Source organism: Tropicibacter sp. S64, assembly GCF_049803835.1.
In the GTDB taxonomy this organism is placed as follows: Bacteria; Pseudomonadota; Alphaproteobacteria; order Rhodobacterales; family Rhodobacteraceae; genus Pacificoceanicola.
The window spans coordinates 14,261-35,463 of record NZ_JBNAGK010000013.1; the positions used below are offsets into that span (position 1 = coordinate 14,261).

22 protein-coding genes are annotated in these 21,203 nt (G+C 66.1%); 17 read left to right on the forward strand and 5 right to left on the reverse strand.

Features of this window, described 5'->3' with window-relative positions:
• Nucleotides 1-12: 12 nt before the first annotated feature.
• Entirely contained in the window at nucleotides 13-432 is a 420-nt protein-coding gene (locus ACP159_RS19340) for a hypothetical protein (RefSeq protein ID WP_425101357.1), read from the forward strand.
• Nucleotides 432-1,457 (forward strand): type IV secretion system protein, encoded by a 1,026-nt coding sequence (locus ACP159_RS19345; protein ID WP_425101358.1) that lies wholly within the window; start codon nucleotides 432-434, stop codon nucleotides 1,455-1,457. The genes ACP159_RS19340 and ACP159_RS19345 overlap by 1 nt, the downstream gene beginning before the upstream one ends.
• 329 nt (nucleotides 1,458-1,786) lie before the next feature.
• Here the strand turns inward: ACP159_RS19345 and ACP159_RS19350 are convergent, their stop codons facing one another.
• A complete protein-coding gene (locus tag ACP159_RS19350; RefSeq protein WP_425101359.1) occupies nucleotides 1,787-2,227 on the reverse strand; it encodes an RrF2 family transcriptional regulator in 441 nt (146 codons plus the stop codon).
• Between the two features lie 198 nt (nucleotides 2,228-2,425).
• Between ACP159_RS19350 and ACP159_RS19355 the strand changes: the two genes are divergently transcribed.
• From ACP159_RS19355 to ACP159_RS19390, 8 genes are read left to right on the forward strand one after another with little or no spacing between them, the layout of a single operon-like run.
• The gene (locus ACP159_RS19355; RefSeq protein ID WP_425101483.1) at nucleotides 2,426-2,827 is read left to right on the forward strand and encodes a DUF2946 family protein; all 402 of its coding nucleotides are present in this window, start codon (nucleotides 2,426-2,428) and stop codon (nucleotides 2,825-2,827) included.
• Nucleotides 2,827-5,013 (forward strand): 4Fe-4S binding protein, encoded by a 2,187-nt coding sequence (locus ACP159_RS19360; protein ID WP_425101360.1) that lies wholly within the window; start codon nucleotides 2,827-2,829, stop codon nucleotides 5,011-5,013. The genes ACP159_RS19355 and ACP159_RS19360 overlap by 1 nt, the downstream gene beginning before the upstream one ends.
• Nucleotides 5,006-6,949, forward strand: coding sequence for a TAT-dependent nitrous-oxide reductase (gene nosZ / locus ACP159_RS19365; protein WP_425101362.1), 1,944 nt, complete (start codon nucleotides 5,006-5,008; stop codon nucleotides 6,947-6,949). Before ACP159_RS19360 ends, nosZ begins: the two co-directional genes overlap by 8 nt.
• 2 nt (nucleotides 6,950-6,951) lie before the next feature.
• Nucleotides 6,952-8,289 (forward strand): nitrous oxide reductase family maturation protein NosD, encoded by a 1,338-nt coding sequence (locus ACP159_RS19370; protein WP_425101363.1) that lies wholly within the window; start codon nucleotides 6,952-6,954, stop codon nucleotides 8,287-8,289.
• Nucleotides 8,264-9,151: an ABC transporter ATP-binding protein gene (locus ACP159_RS19375; RefSeq protein ID WP_425101364.1), complete on the forward strand. Its 888-nt coding sequence runs from the start codon at nucleotides 8,264-8,266 to the stop codon at nucleotides 9,149-9,151. The genes ACP159_RS19370 and ACP159_RS19375 overlap by 26 nt, the downstream gene beginning before the upstream one ends.
• Nucleotides 9,148-9,969, forward strand: coding sequence for an ABC transporter permease (locus ACP159_RS19380; protein ID WP_425101365.1), 822 nt, complete (start codon nucleotides 9,148-9,150; stop codon nucleotides 9,967-9,969). Before ACP159_RS19375 ends, ACP159_RS19380 begins: the two co-directional genes overlap by 4 nt.
• A complete protein-coding gene (locus tag ACP159_RS19385; RefSeq protein WP_425101366.1) occupies nucleotides 9,966-10,514 on the forward strand; it encodes a nitrous oxide reductase accessory protein NosL in 549 nt (182 codons plus the stop codon). Before ACP159_RS19380 ends, ACP159_RS19385 begins: the two co-directional genes overlap by 4 nt.
• A 9-nt stretch (nucleotides 10,515-10,523) precedes the next feature.
• Nucleotides 10,524-11,420 carry an FAD:protein FMN transferase gene (locus tag ACP159_RS19390; RefSeq protein ID WP_425101367.1) on the forward strand — a complete coding sequence of 299 codons (897 nt, stop codon included), beginning with the start codon at nucleotides 10,524-10,526 and terminating at the stop codon, nucleotides 11,418-11,420.
• Nucleotides 11,421-11,478: 58 nt separating this feature from the next.
• Here the strand turns inward: ACP159_RS19390 and ACP159_RS19395 are convergent, their stop codons facing one another.
• Genes ACP159_RS19395 through ACP159_RS19405 form a run of 3 tightly spaced genes read right to left on the reverse strand, consistent with a single transcriptional unit; the run spans nucleotide 11,479 to nucleotide 16,386 of the window.
• Nucleotides 11,479-14,589 carry an efflux RND transporter permease subunit gene (locus tag ACP159_RS19395; protein ID WP_425101368.1) on the reverse strand — a complete coding sequence of 1,037 codons (3,111 nt, stop codon included), beginning with the start codon at nucleotides 14,587-14,589 and terminating at the stop codon, nucleotides 11,479-11,481.
• Nucleotides 14,586-15,884 (reverse strand): efflux RND transporter periplasmic adaptor subunit, encoded by a 1,299-nt coding sequence (locus ACP159_RS19400; RefSeq protein WP_425101369.1) that lies wholly within the window; start codon nucleotides 15,882-15,884, stop codon nucleotides 14,586-14,588. The genes ACP159_RS19395 and ACP159_RS19400 overlap by 4 nt, the downstream gene beginning before the upstream one ends.
• Before the next feature lie 4 nt (nucleotides 15,885-15,888).
• Nucleotides 15,889-16,386, reverse strand: coding sequence for a cytochrome b (locus ACP159_RS19405; RefSeq protein WP_425101370.1), 498 nt, complete (start codon nucleotides 16,384-16,386; stop codon nucleotides 15,889-15,891).
• 96 nt (nucleotides 16,387-16,482) lie between these two features.
• Between ACP159_RS19405 and ACP159_RS19410 the strand changes: the two genes are divergently transcribed.
• Nucleotides 16,483-17,097: a TetR/AcrR family transcriptional regulator gene (locus ACP159_RS19410; RefSeq protein ID WP_425101371.1), complete on the forward strand. Its 615-nt coding sequence runs from the start codon at nucleotides 16,483-16,485 to the stop codon at nucleotides 17,095-17,097.
• On the forward strand, nucleotides 17,090-17,467 hold the full coding sequence (locus tag ACP159_RS19415) for a hypothetical protein (protein WP_425101372.1): 378 nt from the start codon (nucleotides 17,090-17,092) through the stop codon (nucleotides 17,465-17,467). The genes ACP159_RS19410 and ACP159_RS19415 overlap by 8 nt, the downstream gene beginning before the upstream one ends.
• Here the strand turns inward: ACP159_RS19415 and ACP159_RS19420 are convergent.
• Nucleotides 17,446-17,859: an RrF2 family transcriptional regulator gene (locus tag ACP159_RS19420; protein WP_425101373.1), complete on the reverse strand. Its 414-nt coding sequence runs from the start codon at nucleotides 17,857-17,859 to the stop codon at nucleotides 17,446-17,448. The genes ACP159_RS19415 and ACP159_RS19420 overlap by 22 nt on opposite strands.
• 118 nt (nucleotides 17,860-17,977) lie before the next feature.
• Between ACP159_RS19420 and ACP159_RS19425 the strand changes: the two genes are divergently transcribed.
• Genes ACP159_RS19425 through ubiU form a run of 5 tightly spaced genes read left to right on the forward strand, consistent with a single transcriptional unit; the run spans nucleotide 17,978 to nucleotide 21,203 of the window.
• Nucleotides 17,978-18,460: a hemerythrin domain-containing protein gene (locus tag ACP159_RS19425; RefSeq protein ID WP_425101374.1), complete on the forward strand. Its 483-nt coding sequence runs from the start codon at nucleotides 17,978-17,980 to the stop codon at nucleotides 18,458-18,460.
• A 22-nt stretch (nucleotides 18,461-18,482) separates the two neighbouring features.
• Complete coding sequence (locus tag ACP159_RS19430; RefSeq protein WP_425101375.1) at nucleotides 18,483-19,001, forward strand: DUF2478 domain-containing protein; 519 nt, start codon at nucleotides 18,483-18,485, stop codon at nucleotides 18,999-19,001.
• The gene (locus ACP159_RS19435; RefSeq protein ID WP_425101376.1) at nucleotides 18,998-19,684 is read left to right on the forward strand and encodes a 5-formyltetrahydrofolate cyclo-ligase; all 687 of its coding nucleotides are present in this window, start codon (nucleotides 18,998-19,000) and stop codon (nucleotides 19,682-19,684) included. Before ACP159_RS19430 ends, ACP159_RS19435 begins: the two co-directional genes overlap by 4 nt.
• Nucleotides 19,681-20,208: a ubiquinone anaerobic biosynthesis accessory factor UbiT gene (gene ubiT / locus ACP159_RS19440; protein ID WP_425101377.1), complete on the forward strand. Its 528-nt coding sequence runs from the start codon at nucleotides 19,681-19,683 to the stop codon at nucleotides 20,206-20,208. The genes ACP159_RS19435 and ubiT overlap by 4 nt, the downstream gene beginning before the upstream one ends.
• A complete protein-coding gene (ubiU, locus tag ACP159_RS19445; protein WP_425101378.1) occupies nucleotides 20,205-21,203 on the forward strand; it encodes a ubiquinone anaerobic biosynthesis protein UbiU in 999 nt (332 codons plus the stop codon). Before ubiT ends, ubiU begins: the two co-directional genes overlap by 4 nt.

The window sequence follows — 21,203 nt, forward strand, 5'->3', positions numbered from 1 at the left end:
AAAGGATACCCCATGCGCCTTTCCGACATTGCCATCCTTATCGTTCTTGGTGCCGGTCCGGCATGGGCCGAGGGCGCGCCCGATGTGTCGACCGACCTCACGGTGACCATCAAGCCGCAGGAGTTCCGCATCTGCAACGACCGTCCCGCGCGGCCCGTCTGGATGGATGAATTGCATCCGCGTGAAGCCTACAAAGCGGTGACGATGATGGATCTCTACGAGTTGCGGGCTTGGGAGCGGATTGCCGAGACGGAGAATTGCTCTTGCGAAACGCGCTTCCCGGGATGGGATGAGGTTTCAGTGGAATACGCCGAGCGGTTTGCCACCAGCTCCAATGCTGAACATACGCAGGCCCAGCTTCAAATCCGCCGGGAACGCAATGACGTCCGCCAAGGCGTTCAGGACATCTGTGAAGCCCAAGGCATCTGGTAATGGGTGTCGTCAGCTGGATGGTTGGAACGGCGGACGCCTTCCTCGCCGATGCCGCGGAGTCCCAGTTCGGGGCGGTCGCGAGCAATATCGGCACGATCGTCCTGCTGATGGTCACCCTCTCGGCCATCGGGCTCTTCATCAACATGGCCTTCCAGTACCGCAGCATGGATGGCGCGAGCTTCTTCTGGTACCTCATGAAGCTGATGCTGGTCGGCCTATTCGCCTTCAACTGGGTCCAGTTCAATGCGGTCGCCAACGCGGTGATCGGCGGATTGGATTACGTCGCAGGCGCGCTCGTGTCGTCAGTTGGTGGAGGCGGGGCAGGGGCCACGCACTTCGCCGGCGAATTTGACAATCTAATTGAACGATTTGCCGACTACCTGAACGCCATCGGCAGCAACCTGAACTGGATGACCGGCGCGATCCTCGGAGGTATCGGCCTCGTGCTCCTGAGCCTTCTCGGCTTCATGACGGGGATCGTGCTGATCTTCGCCAAGATGATGCTGACCCTCATGCTCGGCCTCGCACCTGTCATGATCGCGCTCTCGCTCTTCGAGGCGACGAAGGATTTCTTCCACCGTTGGGTCTCGACCACTGTCAGTTACGCCTTCTACCCCGTCGTCATCGCCGCGATGTTCTCGACTGTTGTCGGCATGGCAAATGCGCTCCTCGCGCAGCTTGGCGATCCGGGTTCCGCGACCAATATCGGCTCGCTCATTCCGTTCTTCGTGATGGTGTTCCTCGCCAAGGGGTTCGTTGCCGCGACGCCGCTCATCGTGCGCGGGCTGTCGGGGAACCTTATGGTGCCGGCTTCGCCCGCCATTGTCGCTGGATCGACTGGGATGATACGCGGGCTCTTCAATACCGCTGGCGTCAAGGGCAGGTCGCGGATCGGCGCATTGACCACTGGGGAGGTAATCGGGCGAGGCGTTGCGCAAAGTCCTGCGGCTGTGAGGGCTGCGGCAACATCCGCAAGTGTTCAGCTAGTCAGTATATCAGAGAGAGCAAAGAGGTTGGTCCAGTGATGGACGGTGGAGATTTCGTTATAGTCTCAATGAGTTGCAGGGCGTCTTATGCAGCGCATGTTCAGTTTCTGATCGCGTGACTTCGCGCTGTGTCGCGGGCATTCCGGCGCGTTCGCCCAGACCCTAAAAAAGTTGCGATACAGTAAGGTCGATTCGGTGGTGTCCTTCGCGCAAAAGCGGATTCCGTAAGCCCTGTTCGCCTCGTCGGCGCTGCCGTGCCAGTGATCTGGAATGGCAGAGCAGTAAGCACCATGCGGCAGCCGATACACTGGCTCGTCTGGAAGCGGACGGGCACTGTCTGTGACCCGGTGTTCGTGAACGGGCGTCCTTTAGGTCAGGTGAGGATCGGAGTATGGAATTGGAAAATTCGAGCCATCGACGATGATATCGGAGAGGCTGTAGCGGTCAAAGACCTCAAGCATCGCCTCGATGGCACTGTCAAGGATGCGGGGCAGGTGGCATGAGCGCGTAATCAGGCATTTGTTGTCTGCGCGGAAGCATTCGACCAGCGCGAAGTCCGGCTCGGTTGCCCTGATGACTCTACCGAGGTTGATCGCCTCTGGCGGTGCCGCCAGACGGAAGCCGCCCGATCGTCCGCGCTGAGCCTCGAGCAAGCCTTCATGCGTCAGGGTCCGAACCACCTTTTTCAGATGTGGCGCAGAAAGTCCGTAGATTGCCGCGGCTTCCTCGATGGTCACGTTGTTGCCGTCCCTGCTCGCCGCAAGGATCAGGATGCGCAAGGCATAGTCGGAAAATTTCGTCAGTCGCATGGTCGACACCTCCTGATGTGGCAAGTGTCGGTGACCCGGGGTTGCCCATCTCGAATGACTACCTTCCAAAAGGGTCATCTTGTTTGATCCTGATCAACGTGCCTTCCCGCGCGGGATGAGACAAGGCCCTCAGAAAAGGGTGATTTGAAATCTCCTTAATATCGGAAAAATGGAATGTCCGGAACTGGCCCACACAAGATGCACGCATGCCTTGCGAACCTGCGCAAGGTTCTCTGCAGCGTTGTTGTGGTGCTCGCGGTTCTGGGACTGGTTGCGCAAGTCGCCCAACCCGGCCGCGCCCACGCGGGTGAAAGCGTTCATGGGTTCGAGATCGTCATCTGCTCCGGCGACGGGGCGAAAAAGATTACGGTCGATCAAGAGGGCAATCCCATCGAGGCGCCTGGCGAAGCGGTCTGCGATTGCGGCTGTGCTGTATGTCCATCTTCCGGTGGCGTTTTCCTGATTCATGAAGCCGCTGCCCTCGAGCCTTCGATGTCCTTTGCGGCCGCCGTTCCATGCACCTTGAAATCGACAAACCGCGCCCGTGAACGCGGGCGGTTGCCGGTCCCGCGCGGGCCCCCGACCGAGAAAGAAGCCTGATGTTCCTGTTCCGAAGCCTCCTTCGCATCCTGTTCCTGCTTGCCGCAATGGCCGCGCCCGCATCCGCGCAGAGTCCGGTTCTCGGCCAGTTCCTCGGCGAAGTTTCCCCTTCCGAGCTTATCGAAGGCGCAGACGCCTTCGGCCCGATCCGTGACGATCTGCCGGTCGTCCCCGTCCAGAGCGGCGGCGAAACCGTGGGCTGGGCATTCGTCACGTCGGATTTTGTCGGCACGACCGGCTATTCCGGCAAACCCATCCACGTGATGGTCGCCATCGGACAGGATGCCGTGCTGCGCGCGGTCCGCCTGGTCAAGCATTCCGAACCCATCGTCCTGATCGGCATTCCCGAGGCCAAGGTGCAGGCGCTGACCGCCTCATACGCCGGTCTGGACATCGCGGCCGAAGCGGCGGCCGGCGGTGTCGCGCATGATCTCAACATCATTTCCGGCGCGACGGTCACGATCATGGTCATCGACGACTCGGTCGTCCGGTCCTCGATCCGGGTGGCGCGCACCCTGGGTCTGGGTGGGCTCGCCCCTGAAACCGCGCCCGAGGGGCCAAAATACGCGATCAATGCCGAGGCGACCGCGGCAGGCGACTGGCAGACGCTGGTCGGGGACGGCACGATCCGGCGCCTGTCGCTGGATGTCGGACAGGTGAACCGCGCCTTTGAACAGGTTGAAGACCCGCGCGCGGCGGCGCGTCCCATTGCCGGGGCGGAAGACGACACGTTCATCGATCTCTACGCCACGCTTGTCTCGATCCCCGGGATCACCGACGCGCTACTCGAACCGGCCGAGGGCCAGAACCTGCGCGACTGGCTGGCCGAGGGCGAGCACGCTCTGCTGGCCGCCGGTCGTGGGCAGTATTCCTTCAAGGGCTCGGGCTATGTCCGTGGCGGTATCTTCGACCGCATCCAGCTTATCCAGGGCGATATCTCGGTGCGCTTCCGCGACCGCGACCACCGCCGGGTGGGCGCCATCGTCACCGATGGAGTGCCGACCCTGTCCGAGATGGACCTGTTCCGCATTCCCGCCGACATCGGCTTCGATCCGACCGAGCCATTCCGCCTGCAACTTCTGGTCCAGCGCGATGTGGGTGCCATCGAGCGTCTCTATACCACCTTCGAGATGGGCTGGCAGCCACCCGCCGCCTTTCTGGAACCGATCACACCCGAACCCGCGCCCGCCGCAGCGATCGCGCCCGAGCCGGACGAGGCCACCGCCAAGACGGCGCTCTGGCAGCGCATCTGGCGTGACAAGACGGTGGAGATCGCCGTTCTGGCGGTGATGCTCGCGGTTCTGACGGTCGTGTTCTTCTTCCAGGACCTCGTCACGCGCTCGGCCCGGGCCACGCTCTGGTTCCGCATGGGTTTCCTGACGGTCACGCTGGTTTTCCTCGGCTGGTATGCCAACGCGCAACTGTCGGTCGTAAACCTGATGGCGCTGGCCAATTCGCTGGCGAACGACTTTACATGGGAAGCGTTCCTGCTGGATCCGCTGACCTTCATCCTGTGGTTCTCGGTCGCTGCCGCGCTGATCTTCTGGGGGCGCGGCGCCTATTGCGGCTGGCTCTGCCCGTTCGGCGCGCTCCAGGAGCTCTCGAACCGCATCGCGAAAGTCTTCAAGGTGCCGCAATGGGAATTGCCCTGGGGTCTTCATGAACGCCTGTGGGCGGTGAAGTACATGCTCTTCCTGGGGCTGTTCGGCGTCTCCCTCGCCTCCATCGAACAGGCCGAGCATCTGGCCGAGGTCGAGCCGTTCAAGACCGCGATCGTGCTGAAGTTCGACCGCGCCTGGCCCTTCGTGTTGTATGCCGGTGTCCTGCTGTTCATCGGGCTCTTCGTCGAGCGGTTCTACTGCCGCTATCTCTGCCCGCTGGGCGCAGCCCTCGCAATTCCGGCCCGAATCCGGATGTTCGACTGGCTCAAGCGCTACCGCGAATGCGGCAATCCCTGCCAGACCTGCGCCAACGACTGCATGGTCCAGGCGATTCACCCGACCGGCGAGATCAACCCGAACGAGTGCCTGAACTGTCTGAACTGCCAGGTACTATACCGGTCGAAAACGAAATGTCCTGTCGTCCAGCGCCGCGAGAAACGCCGAGCGAATGCTTCGGCGAGCGCCGAGGCACTCGACAGGGTTCTGACCAATCACCCCAACAGAAAGGAGACTCAAAATGTCTGACAAAATGGGGAAAAGCGGCATCAGCCGGCGCGGCCTTCTGGGCGCGACGGCCGGAGGGGCCGCACTCGGCACGCTGGGCGTATCCGGCAGTGCCATGCTGGGCGGCGCAACGGGCGCGGCCTTGCTGGGATCGGCCACGCCGGCCCGGGCCGCAACAGAGGCCGGCCATGTCGCGCCGGGTGAACTGGACGAGTATTATGGCTTCTGGTCGTCTGGCCAGACCGGCGAGATGCGAATCCTTGGCGTCCCCTCGATGCGCGAACTGATGCGGGTGCCGGTGTTCAACATCTGCTCGGCCACCGGCTGGGGCATCACCAACGAGTCGAAGAAGATCCTGACCGAGGGCCTGACCCAGAAGACCAAGGACTACCTGGCTGCCAACGGCCTGGAATTCCCGCGCAATGGCGACCTGCACCACGTCCACATGTCCTTCACCGAGGGCAAGTATGACGGCCGCTTCCTGTTCATGAACGACAAGGCCAACACGCGCGTCGCTCGGGTGCGCTGCGACGTGATGAAATGCGACAAGATCATCGAGATTCCGAACGCCAAGGGCATCCACGGCCTGCGTCCGCAGAAGTGGCCGCGCACCAACTACGTCTTTGCCAACGGCGAGGATGAGGCGCCCATGGTCAACGATGGACAGGTGCTCGACGATCCGTCGAAATACGTGAACTTCTACACGGCCATCAACGCCGACGACATGACCATCGCCTGGCAGGTGATGGTGACCGGCAACCTCGACAACACCGATGCGGACTATGACGGCAAGTACGCCTTCTCGACCTCCTACAACTCCGAGATGGGCATGAACCTCGCCGACATGACGGCGGCGGACATGGACCATGTCGTGGTCTACAACATCGCCGAGATCGAAAAAGGCATCGAGGCCGGCGACTTTGTCGAACTGAACGGCGTCAAGGTGATCGACGGGCGCAAGGGATCGGAAAAGAACTACGTCCGCTACATCCCGATCCCGAACAACCCGCACGGCTGCAACATGGCACCGGACCGGGTGCACCTGTGCATCGGCGGCAAGCTGTCGCCGACTGTCAGCGTGATCGACGTGCGCAAGCTGGACGCGGTGTTCTACGACGGCGCCGAGCCGCGCTCGGCCGTGGTGGCGGAACCGGAACTGGGTCTCGGGCCGCTTCACACCTGCTTCGACGGCCAGGGCAATGCCTTCACCACGCTGTTCCTCGACAGCCAGGTGGTGAAGTGGAACATCGACAAGGCGGTGCAGGCCTATGCCGGAGAAAGCGTCGATCCGATCATCTCGAAGACCGACGTGCACTACCAGCCGGGCCACAACTCGACCGCCGAGGGCGAGACGCTGGATGCGGCGCCGAAGTACTACATCTCGATGAACAAGTTCTCGAAGGACCGCTTCATCAACGTCGGCCCGCTGAAACCCGAGAATGAGCAGTTGTTTGTCATCGACGGCGACAACCTGACGCTCATTCATGACGGACCGACCTTCGCCGAACCGCACGACTCGATCCTGGTGCACCGCTCCAAGGTCAATCCGCTGCATGCCTGGAACCGCGACGACCCGATGTGGGAAGACGCGCGCCAGCAGGCCGCGGCGGACGGCGTCGACCTAGACTGGGGCCATGACGAGATCATCCGCGACGGTAACAAGGTGCGGGTCTACATGTCCTCGGTCGCGCCGCAGTTCAGCCTCGAGAAGTTCACCGTCAAGCAGGGCGACGAAGTGACGGTCTATGTCACCAACATGGACGACATCGATGACCTGACCCACGGTTTCACCATGGGCAACCACGGCGTCGCGATGGAGGTCGGGCCGCAGCAGACGGCCTCTGTGACCTTCACGGCGGCGCAGCCGGGCGTCTACTGGTACTATTGCCAGTGGTTCTGCCACGCGCTCCACATGGAGATGCGCGGCCGGATGTTCGTCGAACCTCAGGGCGCCTGACCATGAAGCGCATCCGGTTCCTCCTTGTCGTCATCCTGGCCGCGTTCGCGGTCCAGGCGGTGGCGGAAACGCGGACGGTAGCGCCCGCGCCGGGTGCGCTTGTCTCCGCCGTCGCCGGGGCCAACCCCGGCGACGTGCTGATCCTGATGCCGGGCCTGCACCATGGCCCGGTGTCCATCGACCTTCCGCTGACCCTTGAAGGCCACGAAGGCGCCATCCTCGAAGGCAACGGAACGGGCAGCGTCGTTTCCGTGAGCGGCGACGGCGCGGTGATCCGCAACCTGACGATCCGTGGCTCGGGCAATGACGGCGCAGAAATCGATTCAGGCGTAAAGCTCGAACGGACGGCCACGAACGCGCTTGTCGAAAACAACCGCCTGACCGGCAACCTGCACGGCATTACCGTGCACGGCGCGCGCGACAGTATCGTGCGCGGAAACCGGATCGAAGGCCGCCGCGATCGGCGGGTGAACGATCGGGGCAATGGGATCTACGTCTGGAACGCGCCTGGAACGATTGTCGAGGGCAACGACGTGATCTGGGGCCGTGATGGAATTTTCGCCAATGCCTCTAAAGACAATACCTTTCGAGGCAACACCTTCCGCGACCTGCGCTTTGCCGTGCACTACATGTACACCAACAATTCCCAGGTTGTCGGTAATGTTTCCCTGGGCAACACCCTGGGGTTTGCCCTGATGTTCTCGAACCGGATCGAGGTGCGGGACAACCTGTCGCTGGGCGACCGCACGCATGGCATCATGCTGAACTACGCCAACAACGCGCAGGTCACTGGCAACCTGGTGCGCGGCGGCACGCATGAAAAGTGCACCTTCATCTACAACGCGCACAAGAACCGGATCGCGGGCAACCGCTTCGAGGGATGCGAGATCGGCATGCACTTCACCGCCGGGTCCGAGCGCAACCAGATCACCGGCAATGCCTTCGTCGGCAACCGCCACCAGGTGAAATACGTCGGAACCCGACACATGGAATGGAGCGCGGAAGGCCGCGGCAATTTCTGGTCGGACCACCCGGCTTTCGATCTGGACGGTGACGGGATCGCGGACGGGGCCTTCCGGCCGAACGACCTGATGGACCACATCCTGTGGTCGCAGCCTTCGGCCAAGCTGCTGCTGGGCTCGCCCGCCGTGCAACTGGTGCGCTGGAGCCAGTCGGCCTTTCCGGCGACCCTGCCGGGCGGCGTGCTGGACAGCGCGCCGCTGATGACGGCGCCCGAGATCGCGGTGCCGGCCGACATCGCGGCGCTGGAGGCCGATGCGATGGCCCGCGCCGGAGACATTGAGGAGATGAGCGATGCTGACCTGCTCTCGGGTCACTAGGACTTTTGGCGCCGTCGAGGCGCTGCGGGATGTCAGCCTTGCGGTGGCCGAAGGCGAGCGCGTTGCGCTGCTGGGTCACAACGGGGCGGGCAAGTCGACCCTGATGAAGACCATCCTCGGCCTGGTCCCGGCGACCTCGGGCGAGATCCGCGTGGCGGGCGCCGCGCCCGGCGACCGCGCCGCGCGCGAGGCCACGGCCTACCTGCCGGAAAACGCGGCCTTTCACCCGGCCCTGACCGGGCGCGAGCAGATCGCGCTGTACCTGCGGTTGCGCGGCGAACCGGCCTCGAAAGCCGGCGCCCTGCTGGAGCGGGTCGGGCTGGACCAGGCCGCAGACCGCCGGATCGGCACCTATTCCAAGGGGATGCGGCAGCGCGTCGGGCTGGCGCAGGCGCTGATCGGACGGCCGCGCCTGATGGTGCTGGACGAACCGACCAGCGGCCTCGACCCCGTCTCGCGGCGCGAATTCTACGCCATCCTCGCCGAGCTGGCGCGGGACGGCACGGCGATCCTGCTGTCCTCGCATGCCCTGACCGAGGTCGAGGCGCGCACCGACCGCATCGCCATCCTGTCGAAGGGGCGGCTGGTGGCCAACGACACGCTTGCGAATCTGCGACGCGAGGCCGGACTGCCGATCCACATCCAGGTGGCCGCCCGGCCCGAGACGGTGGGCGACGTGGCCCGGCGGCTGGATGGCACCCGCGTCAACGGCGTGCGGGTCGACCTGACCTGCGCGCATGGCGACAAGCTGTCCCGCCTCGGCCAGATCGCCGATCTCGGCGGCATGATCGATGACGTCGAGGTGATACCGCCGAGCCTCGAGGACCTGTACACCCATTTCAGCCGGAGGGCAGATCAATGACCCGTGTGATGGCCGGGGCCGGATCCGAGATCCGTATCGCGATGCGCAACCGCTGGGTCGCGATCGCGGTCACGATGATGGCGCTCTTTGCGCTTGTCCTGTCGGCGGCGGGCAGCGCGCCGACAGGACAGATCGGCGCCGACAAGCTGTCGGTCACGGTCGCGAGCCTCACCTCTCTCGCCGTGTACCTCGTTCCGCTTCTCGCGCTGCTGATGTCCTTCGACGCGGTGGCGGGTGAGATCGAGCGGGGCACGCTGCCGCTGATCCTGACCTATCCCGTCAGCCGGGGCGAGATCCTTGCAGGCAAATTCCTCGCGCATCTGGCGGTTCTGGGCATCGCCCTTCTGGCCGGCTACGGCATGGCCGCCGTGGCGGCCTTCGCTTTCGATCCCGGGGCGGCGGCGGGTCTGCCCGCGCTTGTGCGGCTGCTGCTGTCCTCCCTATTGCTGGGCGCGGCTTTCCTCGGGGCGGGCTATGCCGTCTCGGCGGTGTCGCGCCGCCCGGGCGCGGCCGCCGGCGCGGCCATCGGGCTGTGGCTGGTCTTCGTCGTTCTTTACGATCTCGGACTGCTGGCCGCCGTGGTTGCCGATGGCGGGGGCGCCTTCACCACGGGGGTCTTCCCCTGGCTGCTGCTGGCCAACCCGGCCGACGCCTTCCGCCTCTACAACCTCGCCGCCTCCGAGGCGGCGGGCGCGGCGGCGGGCGTCGCAGGCGCGGCGCAGACCATTCCGCCGGCCTGGGCCCTGTCGTCGCTGTTGTTCTGGGCGGCGGGCGGTTTTGCCCTTGCCCTGCTCGCCTTCCGGAGGGTGCGGCCATGACCCGCCTCATCGCTCTCGCGCTTGTTGCTCTCATGCTGTCGGGCTGCAAGGAAGAGGTGGCCGAACGGCCGTTGCCCGTCACCATGACCGCCGAGGCCGTGGGCCATTACTGCCAGATGGACCTGCTGGAACATCCCGGCCCCAAGGCGCAGGTCCATCTGTCGGGTCTGCCCGATCCGCTGTTTTTCAGCCAGGTGCGCGACGCGATCGCCTACCAGCGGATGCCCGAGCAAAGCCACGCCATCGCCGCGATCTATGTCAGCGACATGGGCGCCGCCCCCAGCTGGGAGGCGCCCGGCGCCGACAACTGGATCGCCGCCGAGACTGCCGTTTACGTAGTTGGCGCCACCGTCGCGGGCGGCATGGGGGCGCCCGAGCTGATCCCCTTTGCCGATCGCGCCGCTGCCGAGGATTTTGTCGCCCGAAACGGCGGCGAGATCCTGTCGCTGCTCTCGGTGCCCGACGAGACGGTGCTGGCCCCGGTTGAGTTCAGGCTCGACGACGAGGGCAATTTCATCCCGCCCGAGGGGGCGGCCATCGACTAGGAGACCACCATGCCGAGCCTTTCCCGCCGTCGCTTCATCGCGATCTCTGCCGCCGCCGCGCTGGCGGGCCCCGCCGCGGCGGTACCGAAGCGGTACTGGAGCGGCACTGCGCTTGGAGCGCGGGCGTCGATCACGCTGGACCACCCGGATGCTGCCAAGATCGTGGCGGCCGTATTGCAGGAAATCGACCGCCTGGAGGATGTCTTCAGCCTCTATCGGCCGGGCTCGGCCCTGTCGCGGCTGAACCGCGACGGGTCGCTGGATGCGCCGCCGTTCGAGCTTGTCGAATGCCTTGGCATCGCCGGTGCCGTGCATGACGCGACCGGCGGTGCCTTCGACCCGACGGTTCAGCCGCTCTGGGCGACCTATGCCGAGGCATATGCCGCGGGCGGCACGGTGACGGGCCCGATGCTGGAGGAAGCGCGATCGCGCGTCGGCTGGTCACGGCTCACGGTCGCCCCGTCGCGGATCGCCTTCGCACGGTCGGGCATGGCCCTCACTCTGAACGGCATCGCGCAAGGCTATGTCGCCGATCGCGTGGCAAGGATGCTGGAGGCGCAGGGCCTCGACCGGATCCTGATCGACACGGGAGAGGTGCGCGCCTTGGGTGGCATGCCGTCTGGCGCCCCATGGTCGGTGTCGCTGCCCGATGGCAGGGCGTTCAGGTTCCGGGACCGCGCGCTGGCGACATCGGCACCGCTGGGCACGTCCTTCGACGCGGCTGAAACCATCGGCCACATCCTCGACCCCCGGACCGGACTGCCCGCCCCGGCAACGGCGCGTAGCGTGTCGATCACCGCACCTACCGCGGCCTTGGCCGACGCCCTCTCGACCGGGCTCTGTCTGCTCGCGGGCAAGGAGGTGGAGGAGGCCATCGGGCGGCTGCCGGACTGCCGCCTGGTCTGACGCAGCGCCCCGGACCGCGCCGCAAGGCGGCAGGCCGCTCGCGAAATTCGATCCCGGGTCAGTGGCGCTCCAGTCCGCGACTGACCGCCGGGTCAGCCGATCTTGGTTCGCGCATGACCTCCAGCACTGCATAGAAGGCAGGCAGGATCACGAGGATCAGAACGGTGGCTGCGAGCAGCCCGAAGACGACAGAGATGACCAGTGGCTTGAGTGTCTGCGCCTGCGTCGAGGTTTCGAGCAGCAGCGGCGCCATTCCCATGATGGTGGTTGAAACCGACACGAAGATCGGTCGGAACCGAGACCGCACGGCTTCGCCTGCGGCGCGCGCGGCGGACAGACCCTCGGTGCGGCGGGTCTTTATGACCCCGACCAGGAGGATCGCGTTGTTCACCACGATCCCCGCGAGCGAGGCCGCCCCCACCAGCGAGGGCATCGAGATGTTGTAGCCCATCAGGACATGGCCCCAGATGACGCCCAGGAACGCCAGCGGGATGGTGAGCATCACAATGAGTGGCTCGACATAGCTGCGGAACTGGAAGCTGAGGACGATGTAGATGCCCACCAGCCCGATCAGGAACCCGCGCAGGATCGAGGCGACCGTTTCCGCCGAATTCGCCGCTTGCCCGCCGATCTCGAAGCCGAGGCCGGGGGTGGCGGCCGCAAGGTCGGGCAGGAATCCCTCGGCCAACCGCGCGGTGATCGCGTCGGCATTGCCGATGCGGCCGTCCACATCGGCGGCGACGGTCAGCGTACGCAGGCCGTTGCGGCGCGTGATGGTGCCCCAGCCGCGCGCCTCGTCGATGGTGGCGATGGTGGACAGCGGCACGGTGCCGCCACTGGGCAGGGCGATTTCGAAGTTGCTCAGATCTTCGCGGCTGACGCGATCATCATCGGCCAGCCGCACCTCAAGATCCCAGGCCAGATCGCCGCGCCGGATTTCAGAAAGCTGCGTGCCGAGAAAGGCCGCGCGGATCTGGCTGGCGACGTCCGTGGCGGTCAGCCCCAGGGCTTCGGCGCCTTGCGACAGGCTCAGCCGCAACTCCGGTGCGCCGGGGCGCAGGTCGAGGGTCGCGTTGCGCACACCGGCATAGGATTCGAGTTCAGCCAGCGTGGCGCGCCCCGCCGCCTCCAGTGTGGCGAGGTCGGGGTGGCTCAGGCGCAGTTCCACCGCGATGCCCTGCGGGCCGATCCCCGGCTCGGTCAGGATCAACGAGGACACACCGGGCAGAGTGCCGATTTCCTCGCGCCAGAGCGTGACGATTTCGTCCAACGTGCTGCTGCGTGTCTCGGCGCCGAGCAGGTCCACCGCGACGGTGGCGACATGAGCACCGGTCTCGCCCGCCGAGAGGTTGCGGCCCAGCCGGGTGATGCGGCGGATCACCAGCGGTTGTGCCTGGGGCTGATCAGGGGACAGGCGGGCGTTCACGCGGTCGAGCGCTGCCTCGACCTGAGCCACGGCTTGGCCCGTGCGCGCTAGCGGTGTGCCTGCGGGTAGCATCAGCCGCGCCTCGAGCACGTCGCCATCGATCTCGGGCATCGCCTCGCGTTTGACCACGCCGCCGCCCAATGCGCCGACGGTCACGATCAGCGCCCCGATGGCCAGACCGACAACAAGCCAGCGCGCCTTGATCGCGGCGTCTGCCAGGCGGCCCACGCCACGTTCGCGCAGGGCATCGAAACCCACCTCGAAGCGCATTCGCAAGTGCGACGGGGCGGTGTCCTTCATCCCACCTTTCAAGTGGTGGGGCAGGATCAGGAAGGCCTCGATCAGCGAAGCGGCGAGCGCGGCCAGCAGGACCACGGGCAGAACCTCCAGGACGGCCCCCAGTTCGCCCGCCAGAAAGGCCAGAGGCAGGAACACGGCCAGCGTCGTCAGGAAGGACGAGATCACGCCGGGCGCCACGGCGGCGACGCCCGCCGCCACGGTTTCGACCGTCGCGCCCTTGGCGGCATGCACCGCGATGGAATCCGCGATCACGATGGAATCGTCCATCACGATCCCGATCGCCATCAGCAGGGCCACCAGTGTCATCATGTTCAGGCTGAGCCCGGTCAGCCCCATCCAGACGAATGCCCCGGCAAAGGCCACGGGCAGGCCCATGGCGGCCCAGACCGCGAAACCGGGGCGGAAGAACAGGCTCATCACCACGACAACCAGCACAAGCCCGATCACCCCGTTCTGCACCAGCATCACCAGCCGGTCGCGGATGATGGAGGTCACGTCCTGCACCACCTCAACCGTGATCGTTTCGGGCAGGCGTGCCGTTTCCTCGGCCACCAGCGCTGCGACGCTGTCCAGTACCCGAAGCGCGTCGGCTTCGAGCGCCTTGGCCACATCGATCACGATGGCGGGCGTGCCGTCGACAAAGGCGCGGTCCTGCGGCGGCTCGAAGCGCTCCTCGATCACTGCCACGTCCCCAAGCGTCAAAGTCGCACCATTCGGCAGAACCAGCACGGGGATCGTGGCAAGGGAGATGGTCGTGTCGCGTTCCGCAGTGAAGCGCAAGGTCAGGTCCGCGCCCGGCCCCTCCAGAGTGCCGGCGGGCAGGTCGATGCTCTGTGCAGCGATGGTTGCGGCCAATGCGGCTGGCGTCAAACCGTGGCTGTCGAGCGCGGCGCGCGTGGCGGTGATGGAAAGCGTCCGGGTGCCGAGCCCCCCGCGCGTCACGCGGGCGACGCCGGGCAGGGCGGTCAGTCGGTCCGACAGGCCGTCGGCATAAAGGTCCAACTCGCCCAGCGGCAGATCGCTCGAGATGGCGATCGATGTGACAGGATCCGAGCGGTGCAACTCGCGTACCACGGCGGGATCGGCGCGGTCGGGGAAGGTATCGATGGCCGAAACCTCGGTGCGCAGGGAGTTGACGAAGCGCAGCGCGTCATTGCCCGGCGCCATGGTCGCCACGGCGCGGGCGCGGCCGCTCTGCGCGGTGCAGGTGAGGGTTTCCAGCCCCTCTACACCCTGCACTCCGTCCCAGAGCGGCGCGCAGATCGCGGCCTCCACTTCCTCGGCGGCGGCACCCCGGTACGGCACCGTGATCTCGGCCTCGACAGCGCGGAAATCGGGGAAGGTCTCGCGCAGCAGGCCCGGTGCGGCAAAGGCACCGGCGGCAAGGAACAGAAGGAGCAGCAGATTGGCTGCCGTCGGGTGGCCGGTGAACCAGCGTATCATGGCTGGACCTCGACCGGGGTCAGGGCCATGCCGGGGATGGCCGGAGCGATATCGTCGATCACCACGCGGTCGCCCGGCGACAGGCCCGCCGCGATGACGACGCGGCCATCTTGCGCAAAGGCGGCGGTGACGGGGCGCAATTCCAGCAGATCGCCGGGGCCGGCTATCCGCACCCTGCCCATGTGCAACGCCGCCTCGGGGATGGCGATGACGCCGGCGATGGAAGCGCCCGAAAAGGCAAGCTGCACCTGCATGTTGGGTACCAGCGGCAGGCGGCGGGGCGGGTCGGCGCCCTCATAGGGGTCGTCAACCCTGACCACGACCGGCACGGTGCGCGCACGGGCATCCAGCGCGCCCTCGATCCCGACAACGCGGGCGCTCCAGATCTGCCTCGGGTCCGACAGAGGGCTGAGCGTCACTGCAATCCGCGTGGCGGGCATGTCGCGCATCATGTCGGCAAGGGTGATGCCCTCCGGTGCATCTCCCAGCAGCTGTCGAAAGCTGTCGATGGGCAGATGCGCCACGACCTCGGCCGCCACGATCCCGTCGGCACGGATCACCACCTGACCGGGGACGACGGTCTGAAACAGCTCTGCGTTGACCTCGGTCACGCGCAGGTCGAACGGCGTCGTCAGGGTCGTGCGGTCGAGCGAGCGGCGCGCCCGGTCGATGGCGGCCTCGCTTCGCGCGACCTGTGCCGCGATCCGCGCCTCGCGGGAGGGGATCAGCGCCATCGCGTTTTCCAGTTCCGCGACCGTGCGCCGGGCCAGCAAAGTCGCGCGCTCGGCGTCGTCGGCGCGGGATTGCGGGGCATTGCCCTGCGCGACAAGCGTGCGCGTCCTTTCCAGATCGGTTTCGGCCAACTCCAGCCGGTCCCGTTCCAGCGCAAGGATGCGGCGCGTGTTTTCCGCCTCGGTCGCAAGCTGCGCGCGTTCTGCGTCCAGAGCGGCAAGGTCGGCCTGCGACTGCGCCAGTGCGAGTTGATAATCGGCCGGATCCATCCGCAGCACCTCGGTCCCTGCCGGGATCAGGCGGCCGGGTTCCAGGTCCGGGTGCCGCCAGATCACCTCGCCCTGCACTTCGGCCACTGCGACCCAGGTATCGGCCGCCCGCAGGTTGCCCCAGGCTGTCGCGGTGGGGCGGATATCCTGAGCCGCGACGGTCATCACCCGAACGGGCAGGGCGGACGCATGCCCTTCGACCTGGGTAGGGCCCGGCGCCGAAGAGATCATCCAGACCGCCGCGGCCATGGCAAGCATGATGGGGGGCAGGGCGAGGAGCGGGGCCAGACGCATGGCATCAGCCCTGCGCCCGGCGCATCCGCGCCAGCGTGCCGTCGCGCAGCACGAACTGGTGGTAGAGCGCGCCCACGACATGCAGGGCGACCAATGCCAGCAAGAGGATCTTCATCACGTTGTGGGCTTGCGCCGCAGCCTCGACTCCTCCGAACCAGGCGACCGAGCCACTGACCGGCATCAGGATCATGAGCGCGTAGAGGCCGACATGGGTGAGCCTGGCAAGGATACCCTGCAGCGTGTTGGCCTCGATCGCCGGAGGCACGCCGCGCCGGGCACGCAACGTCAGCCGCCACAGCGCGAAGACCATCACCAGGGCGCCGCCCGCCACATGCGCCAGCACCAGCGGGTTGAATCCCACCTCCAGTCCGTCGCTGACGCGGTCCCAGGCGGACGCAATCGCATCCTTGAAGATGTATTGCTGCGCGATCAGCGCGAAGACGAGCCAATGCAGCGCGATCTGCAGGCGGGAATAGCCAGTGGGGGCGGTCGTGGCGGGCATGGAGGGGGTCCTTTGGGTCTGGGCGCGCGACTCGGGATAAAGGTTGCGGTTGCCGATAGTATATGTTAGTAAGTTATAACTAACAATAGGTGGTGCATGTCCGGTCGTCAGAGCGCGGAAGAGCGAAAGGCGCAGATCGTGGCCGAGGTGCTGCGACTGGCCGATGAGATCGGACCCGACCGGCTCAGCACCACGGATGTCGCGCGCGCAGTGGGCGTGAGCCAGCCTGCGATTTTCCGGCATTTCCCGACCAAGGATGCGCTCTGGCTGGCGGTGGCCGAGGCTATCGCGGACCGGTTGCAGCGAGCCTGGGCCGAGGCCGAGACTGGAGCCACCGGGCCGCACGCGCGCCTCAAGGCGCTGATCGGCGCGCAGCTGTCAGCCATATCCGAGACGCCAGCCCTGCCGTCGATCCTGTTCTCGCGCGAGTTGCAGGTGGACAATCAAGCCCTGCGCGACGTGTTCCGGGGGCTTCTGGGCGCTTTCCAGGGCCGCCTTGTTGCCGTGATCCGTGATCTTCAGGCTGCGGGCGATCTGAAGCGCGACGTCAGCCCGGAAGATGTCGCCATCCTGCTGACGTCGCTGGTGCAGGGTGTCGCCATCCGCTGGACGCTCGGCGCCCGGGGCTTTGCGCTCGTGCCTGAGGGGTTGCGGCTGTTTGACGTGCAGATGGAACTTCTACGCGCGAAGGAGGGCGCTTGCGATGCCTAGAACCAGTCTGACGCTCCGCATAGCGGGCGGTGTTGCGATTGCCTTTGGCGTGCTGACCGTTTTCTCTGGTGGCCGAACATTGCTCGGATCAGCCGACATGGGGGCAGTCGTACCCTTCGTGCTGTGGTTCAACACGCTGGCCGGGCTCGCCTATGTCGTCGCGGGTCTCGGCCTGTGGCAGGGGCGGCGATGGGCCTGGCCACTATCGTTCGTGATCTTCGCCGCAACGCTGCTGGTTTTCGCGGCGTTCGGCCTGCATGTCGCCCAAGGTGGAGCCTTCGAGATGCGTACCGTTTACGCCATGGCCCTGCGCAGCGCGGTCTGGGGCTGGATCGCGTGGGTGGCGCGTCAGGCGTTTTCCGGACGGTAAACGCAATCGGCCAGAGTGCTGCGGTTGAGGTCGGCGACAAACGCCGCCTCAGCATGGGCCAGCCGCGCTTTCAACCGGCATTGCGGGGTCAAAGTGCAGCTGTTGGTGCCTGCGGCGAAGCACTCCACCAGAGCCTGATCTGCTTCGAGGGCCGCCACCACATCGCCCAGGCGGATGTCCTCCGGCGCGCGGGCCAGCATGGCGCCGCCCCCACCGCCGCGCCGGGTTTCCAGAAGACCTGCGGCGGCAAGCGCCGTGATCACCTTGGCAAGATGGTTGCGGGAGACACGGAATTCATCGGCGAGTTCCGACGTGGTGAAGGCCCGGTCGGGTGCGCCCGCCATCCGCATCAGAACGCGCAGGCCGTAATCGGTGAAAGAGGTGAGGCGCAAGGTCGCGCTCCTGATTTGGTAGTTGAAGTGCGCATTCACGAGAGGTATGCGTATCTCAAATACCAATTCGCTGCGACCCACGCAAGGACCGGGCGACGCGCGAGGGAAAGGACCCGCCATGAAAGACCTCCCCGAAACGGACGTGCCGCAGGACACCGGCGCCCTGATTGACCATATCCTGACGCGCTATCACGAGATGCACCGGGAGGATCTCGCCTCGCTCATGCCGCTGGCCGACCGGGTCGAGCGGGTGCACGCGGACGATCCCGAGGCGCCCAAGGGGCTTGCCGCCGCCATACGGACGCTCGCCGGTGAGATGGAGGATCACATGATTAAGGAGGAGATGATTTTGTTTCCGGCCATGCGCGCGGGCGGCGGGCCGGGCATCGAGCACCCCATCGCGGTGATGCGCGCCGACCACGACGATCACGCCGAAAACATCGCGCTGATCCGGCGGCTCACCTGCAATCTGACGCCGCCCGAGCACGCCTGCGGCTCCTGGCGCTCGCTCTATGGCGGCCTGAAGGCGCTGTTCGACGATCTCGCGGCCCATATCGCGCTGGAGAATGACGTGCTGTTCCCGCGCTTCGAGCACGCTTGAGACGAAGATGCGGCTCGCGGGAGTGACAGTCGAGGGACGAGGCGCGACGGATCGTCTTCTGCACGCGGTGGCTGACCGGCTGACGCGGGACGGCGTCGTGCTAGTGGGTGCGTTGCGCTCGGCCTCGCCCGATGCCGGATCGGGGTCGTGCGACTGCGATCTCTGGCTTCTGCCCAACGGGCCGCGCTGGCGTATCACGCAGGATCTCGGCCCAGAGGCCACCGCCTGCCGGATGGATGCGGGCGCCTTCGAGGAGGCCGTCGGTCTGGCGATGTCGCGGCTGCAGAGTGGCCGGACGGACCTTGTGATCCTGAACAAGTTCGGCCTGAGCGAGGCGGAGGGGCGCGGCTTCCGCGCGCTGATCGCCGAGGCGCTGGCCCGCGGCGTTCCTGTCCTGACGGGCCTCTCTGAAACCCACAGGGCCGCGTTCGACCGCTACGCCGATGGGATGGCGACGAGTCTCGCACCGACCGAGGCTGCCGTCACAGACTGGTGCAACGCCGCCGTCGCAACCGTGGCCGAGGAGGGCGCGACGCCATGAGCGGACAGGGGACCTACGCCTCGCCCCCCTGCATGGCGGCTGAGGTGGACCCGACTTATTTCGATCCGCTTGGCACGGATGCGCAGCAGGCGCGCGATGTCGCGCGCTGGCGCCGGGCCGAGCGGACAAGACTGGCCGGCCTTAGGGAGGGGTTGGGCCAGACAGGACGGGCGCAGGCGAGCAATTCCATCTGCGGTCATCTCGAAACAGTCCTTGCCGCGCGCGGGACTCTCCGGGCGACTGTGCTTGCCGGCTACTGGCCGATCCGAGGAGAACCGGATCTGCGCCCGTTCCTGTCCGATCTTCACGCGGCGGGCGTCTGTGTCGCGCTGCCGGTGGTGGAGACCCCCGCAGCGCCGCTCGTGTTCCGACGATGGACGCCGGGCATGCGTATGCTGCGCGGCCATTGGAACATCCCCGTTCCGCCGACCGAGGCGGAGGTCCTGACGCCCGACATCGCGCTCGCGCCCTGCCTCGGCTGGGACGAGGGTTGTTATCGCCTTGGCTGGGGCGGCGGCTATTATGACCGGACACTGGCCGCGCTCTCGCCTCGGCCCGTCACCATCGGCATCGCGCTGGCGGCAGCCCGACTGACCACAATCTACCCGCAGCCCCATGACGTTCCCCTCGACATGATCGTGACCGAGACGGGCGTATCGGGGGAGCGAAAGGACCCATCATGACCCCGACGAGCGAACCAACGGCCCGGTTGCGGCCCGGCGAAGGCGCGATCGCACGGCTTGCCTGCCTTGTGCTGCAACCGGTCCTGACGCGCGTTGTCCGTCGGGTCGCGGCGCGGCACCCGTCGCTCTTCGCGCGGCTCGGTCCGCACCAGGCGACCGATTTCCTGGTCGACCCCGTGGAGCTGCCCTTTGCGCTGCATCTGCGTCCCGACCCGCAGGCGCTGATCTTCCGCGCCGTTCCGCGCGATGCGGCGCCACAGGCCGGTGCCACGATCCGCGGGCGGTTCCTGCTGCTTCTGGAACTGATCGACGCCGAGCAGGACGGCGACGCGGCCTTCTTCTCGCGTGATCTGGAGGTGAGCGGGGACACCGAGGCTGTGGTACGCCTGAGAAACGCGCTCGACGACATGGACGGCTCGCTGGCCGAAGAGACGTCGGCGATGTTCGGGCCAGCCGGACGGGCGGTTCTCGCACGTTTGCGGCGGGCCTATCCGGATGCCACCAAACCGCAGGAATATGCATGAGCCTTGCCGAACTGATCTGCCCCGCGGGCACCCCCGCCGCACTGCGCACCGCCGTCGACGCCGGCGCCGATGCGGTCTACTGCGGCTTCCAGGATGAGACCAATGCGCGGAACTTTCCGGGGCTGAACTTCACACCCGATGAATTGGTCGAGGCGGTTGTCTATGCCCATGCGCGCGGCACCAAGGTGCTGCTGGCGCTGAACACCTATCCGCCCGCGGGCAAGGTGGATCTCTGGCGGCAGGCGGCGGACACCGGCGCGCGGCTGGGCGTGGATGCGTTCATCGTCGCCGACATGGGCGTGGCCGACTACATCGCCCGGACGTATCCGGGCATCAGGCTGCACCTGTCGGTGCAGGCTGCGGCCTCATCGCCCGAGGCGATCCGCTACTATTGCATGAATTTCGATGTAAAGCGCGTGGTCCTGCCGCGCATCCTGACGATCCCCGAGATCCGCCAGATCCGCCGCGAAATCCCCTGTGAGATCGAAACCTTTATTTTCGGCAATCACGGGCTGATGGTGGAAGGCCGCTGCAGCCTGACCAACTACCTGACGGGTCAATCCACGAACATGGACGGGGTGTGCTCGCCCGCCTCAGATGTGGAATATGTGCGTGACGCCGACGGTTCGATGTCCTCTCAGCTGGCGGGGTTCACCATCGACCGTTTCGGGCCAGAAGAGAAGGCCGGCTATCCCACGATCTGCAAGGGCCGCTACACGGCACCCCACCGGCCCGAGGGCTACTACGCCTTCGAGGAACCCGTCAGCCTGAATCTGTCGCGGCTCCTGCCAGAATTGATCGAGGCGGGCGTACATGCCTTCAAGATCGAAGGGCGTCAGCGGTCGAAGAGCTATGTCCGCGGCGTTGTGCGTGCCTTCCGCGCAGCGGTGGACGACATCAAGGCTGGACGCGAGGCAAACATCGCCGATCTGATCGCCCTGACCGAGGGGCAGAAGCAGACCCAGGGCGCCTTCGAGACAAAGAAATGGCGGTGA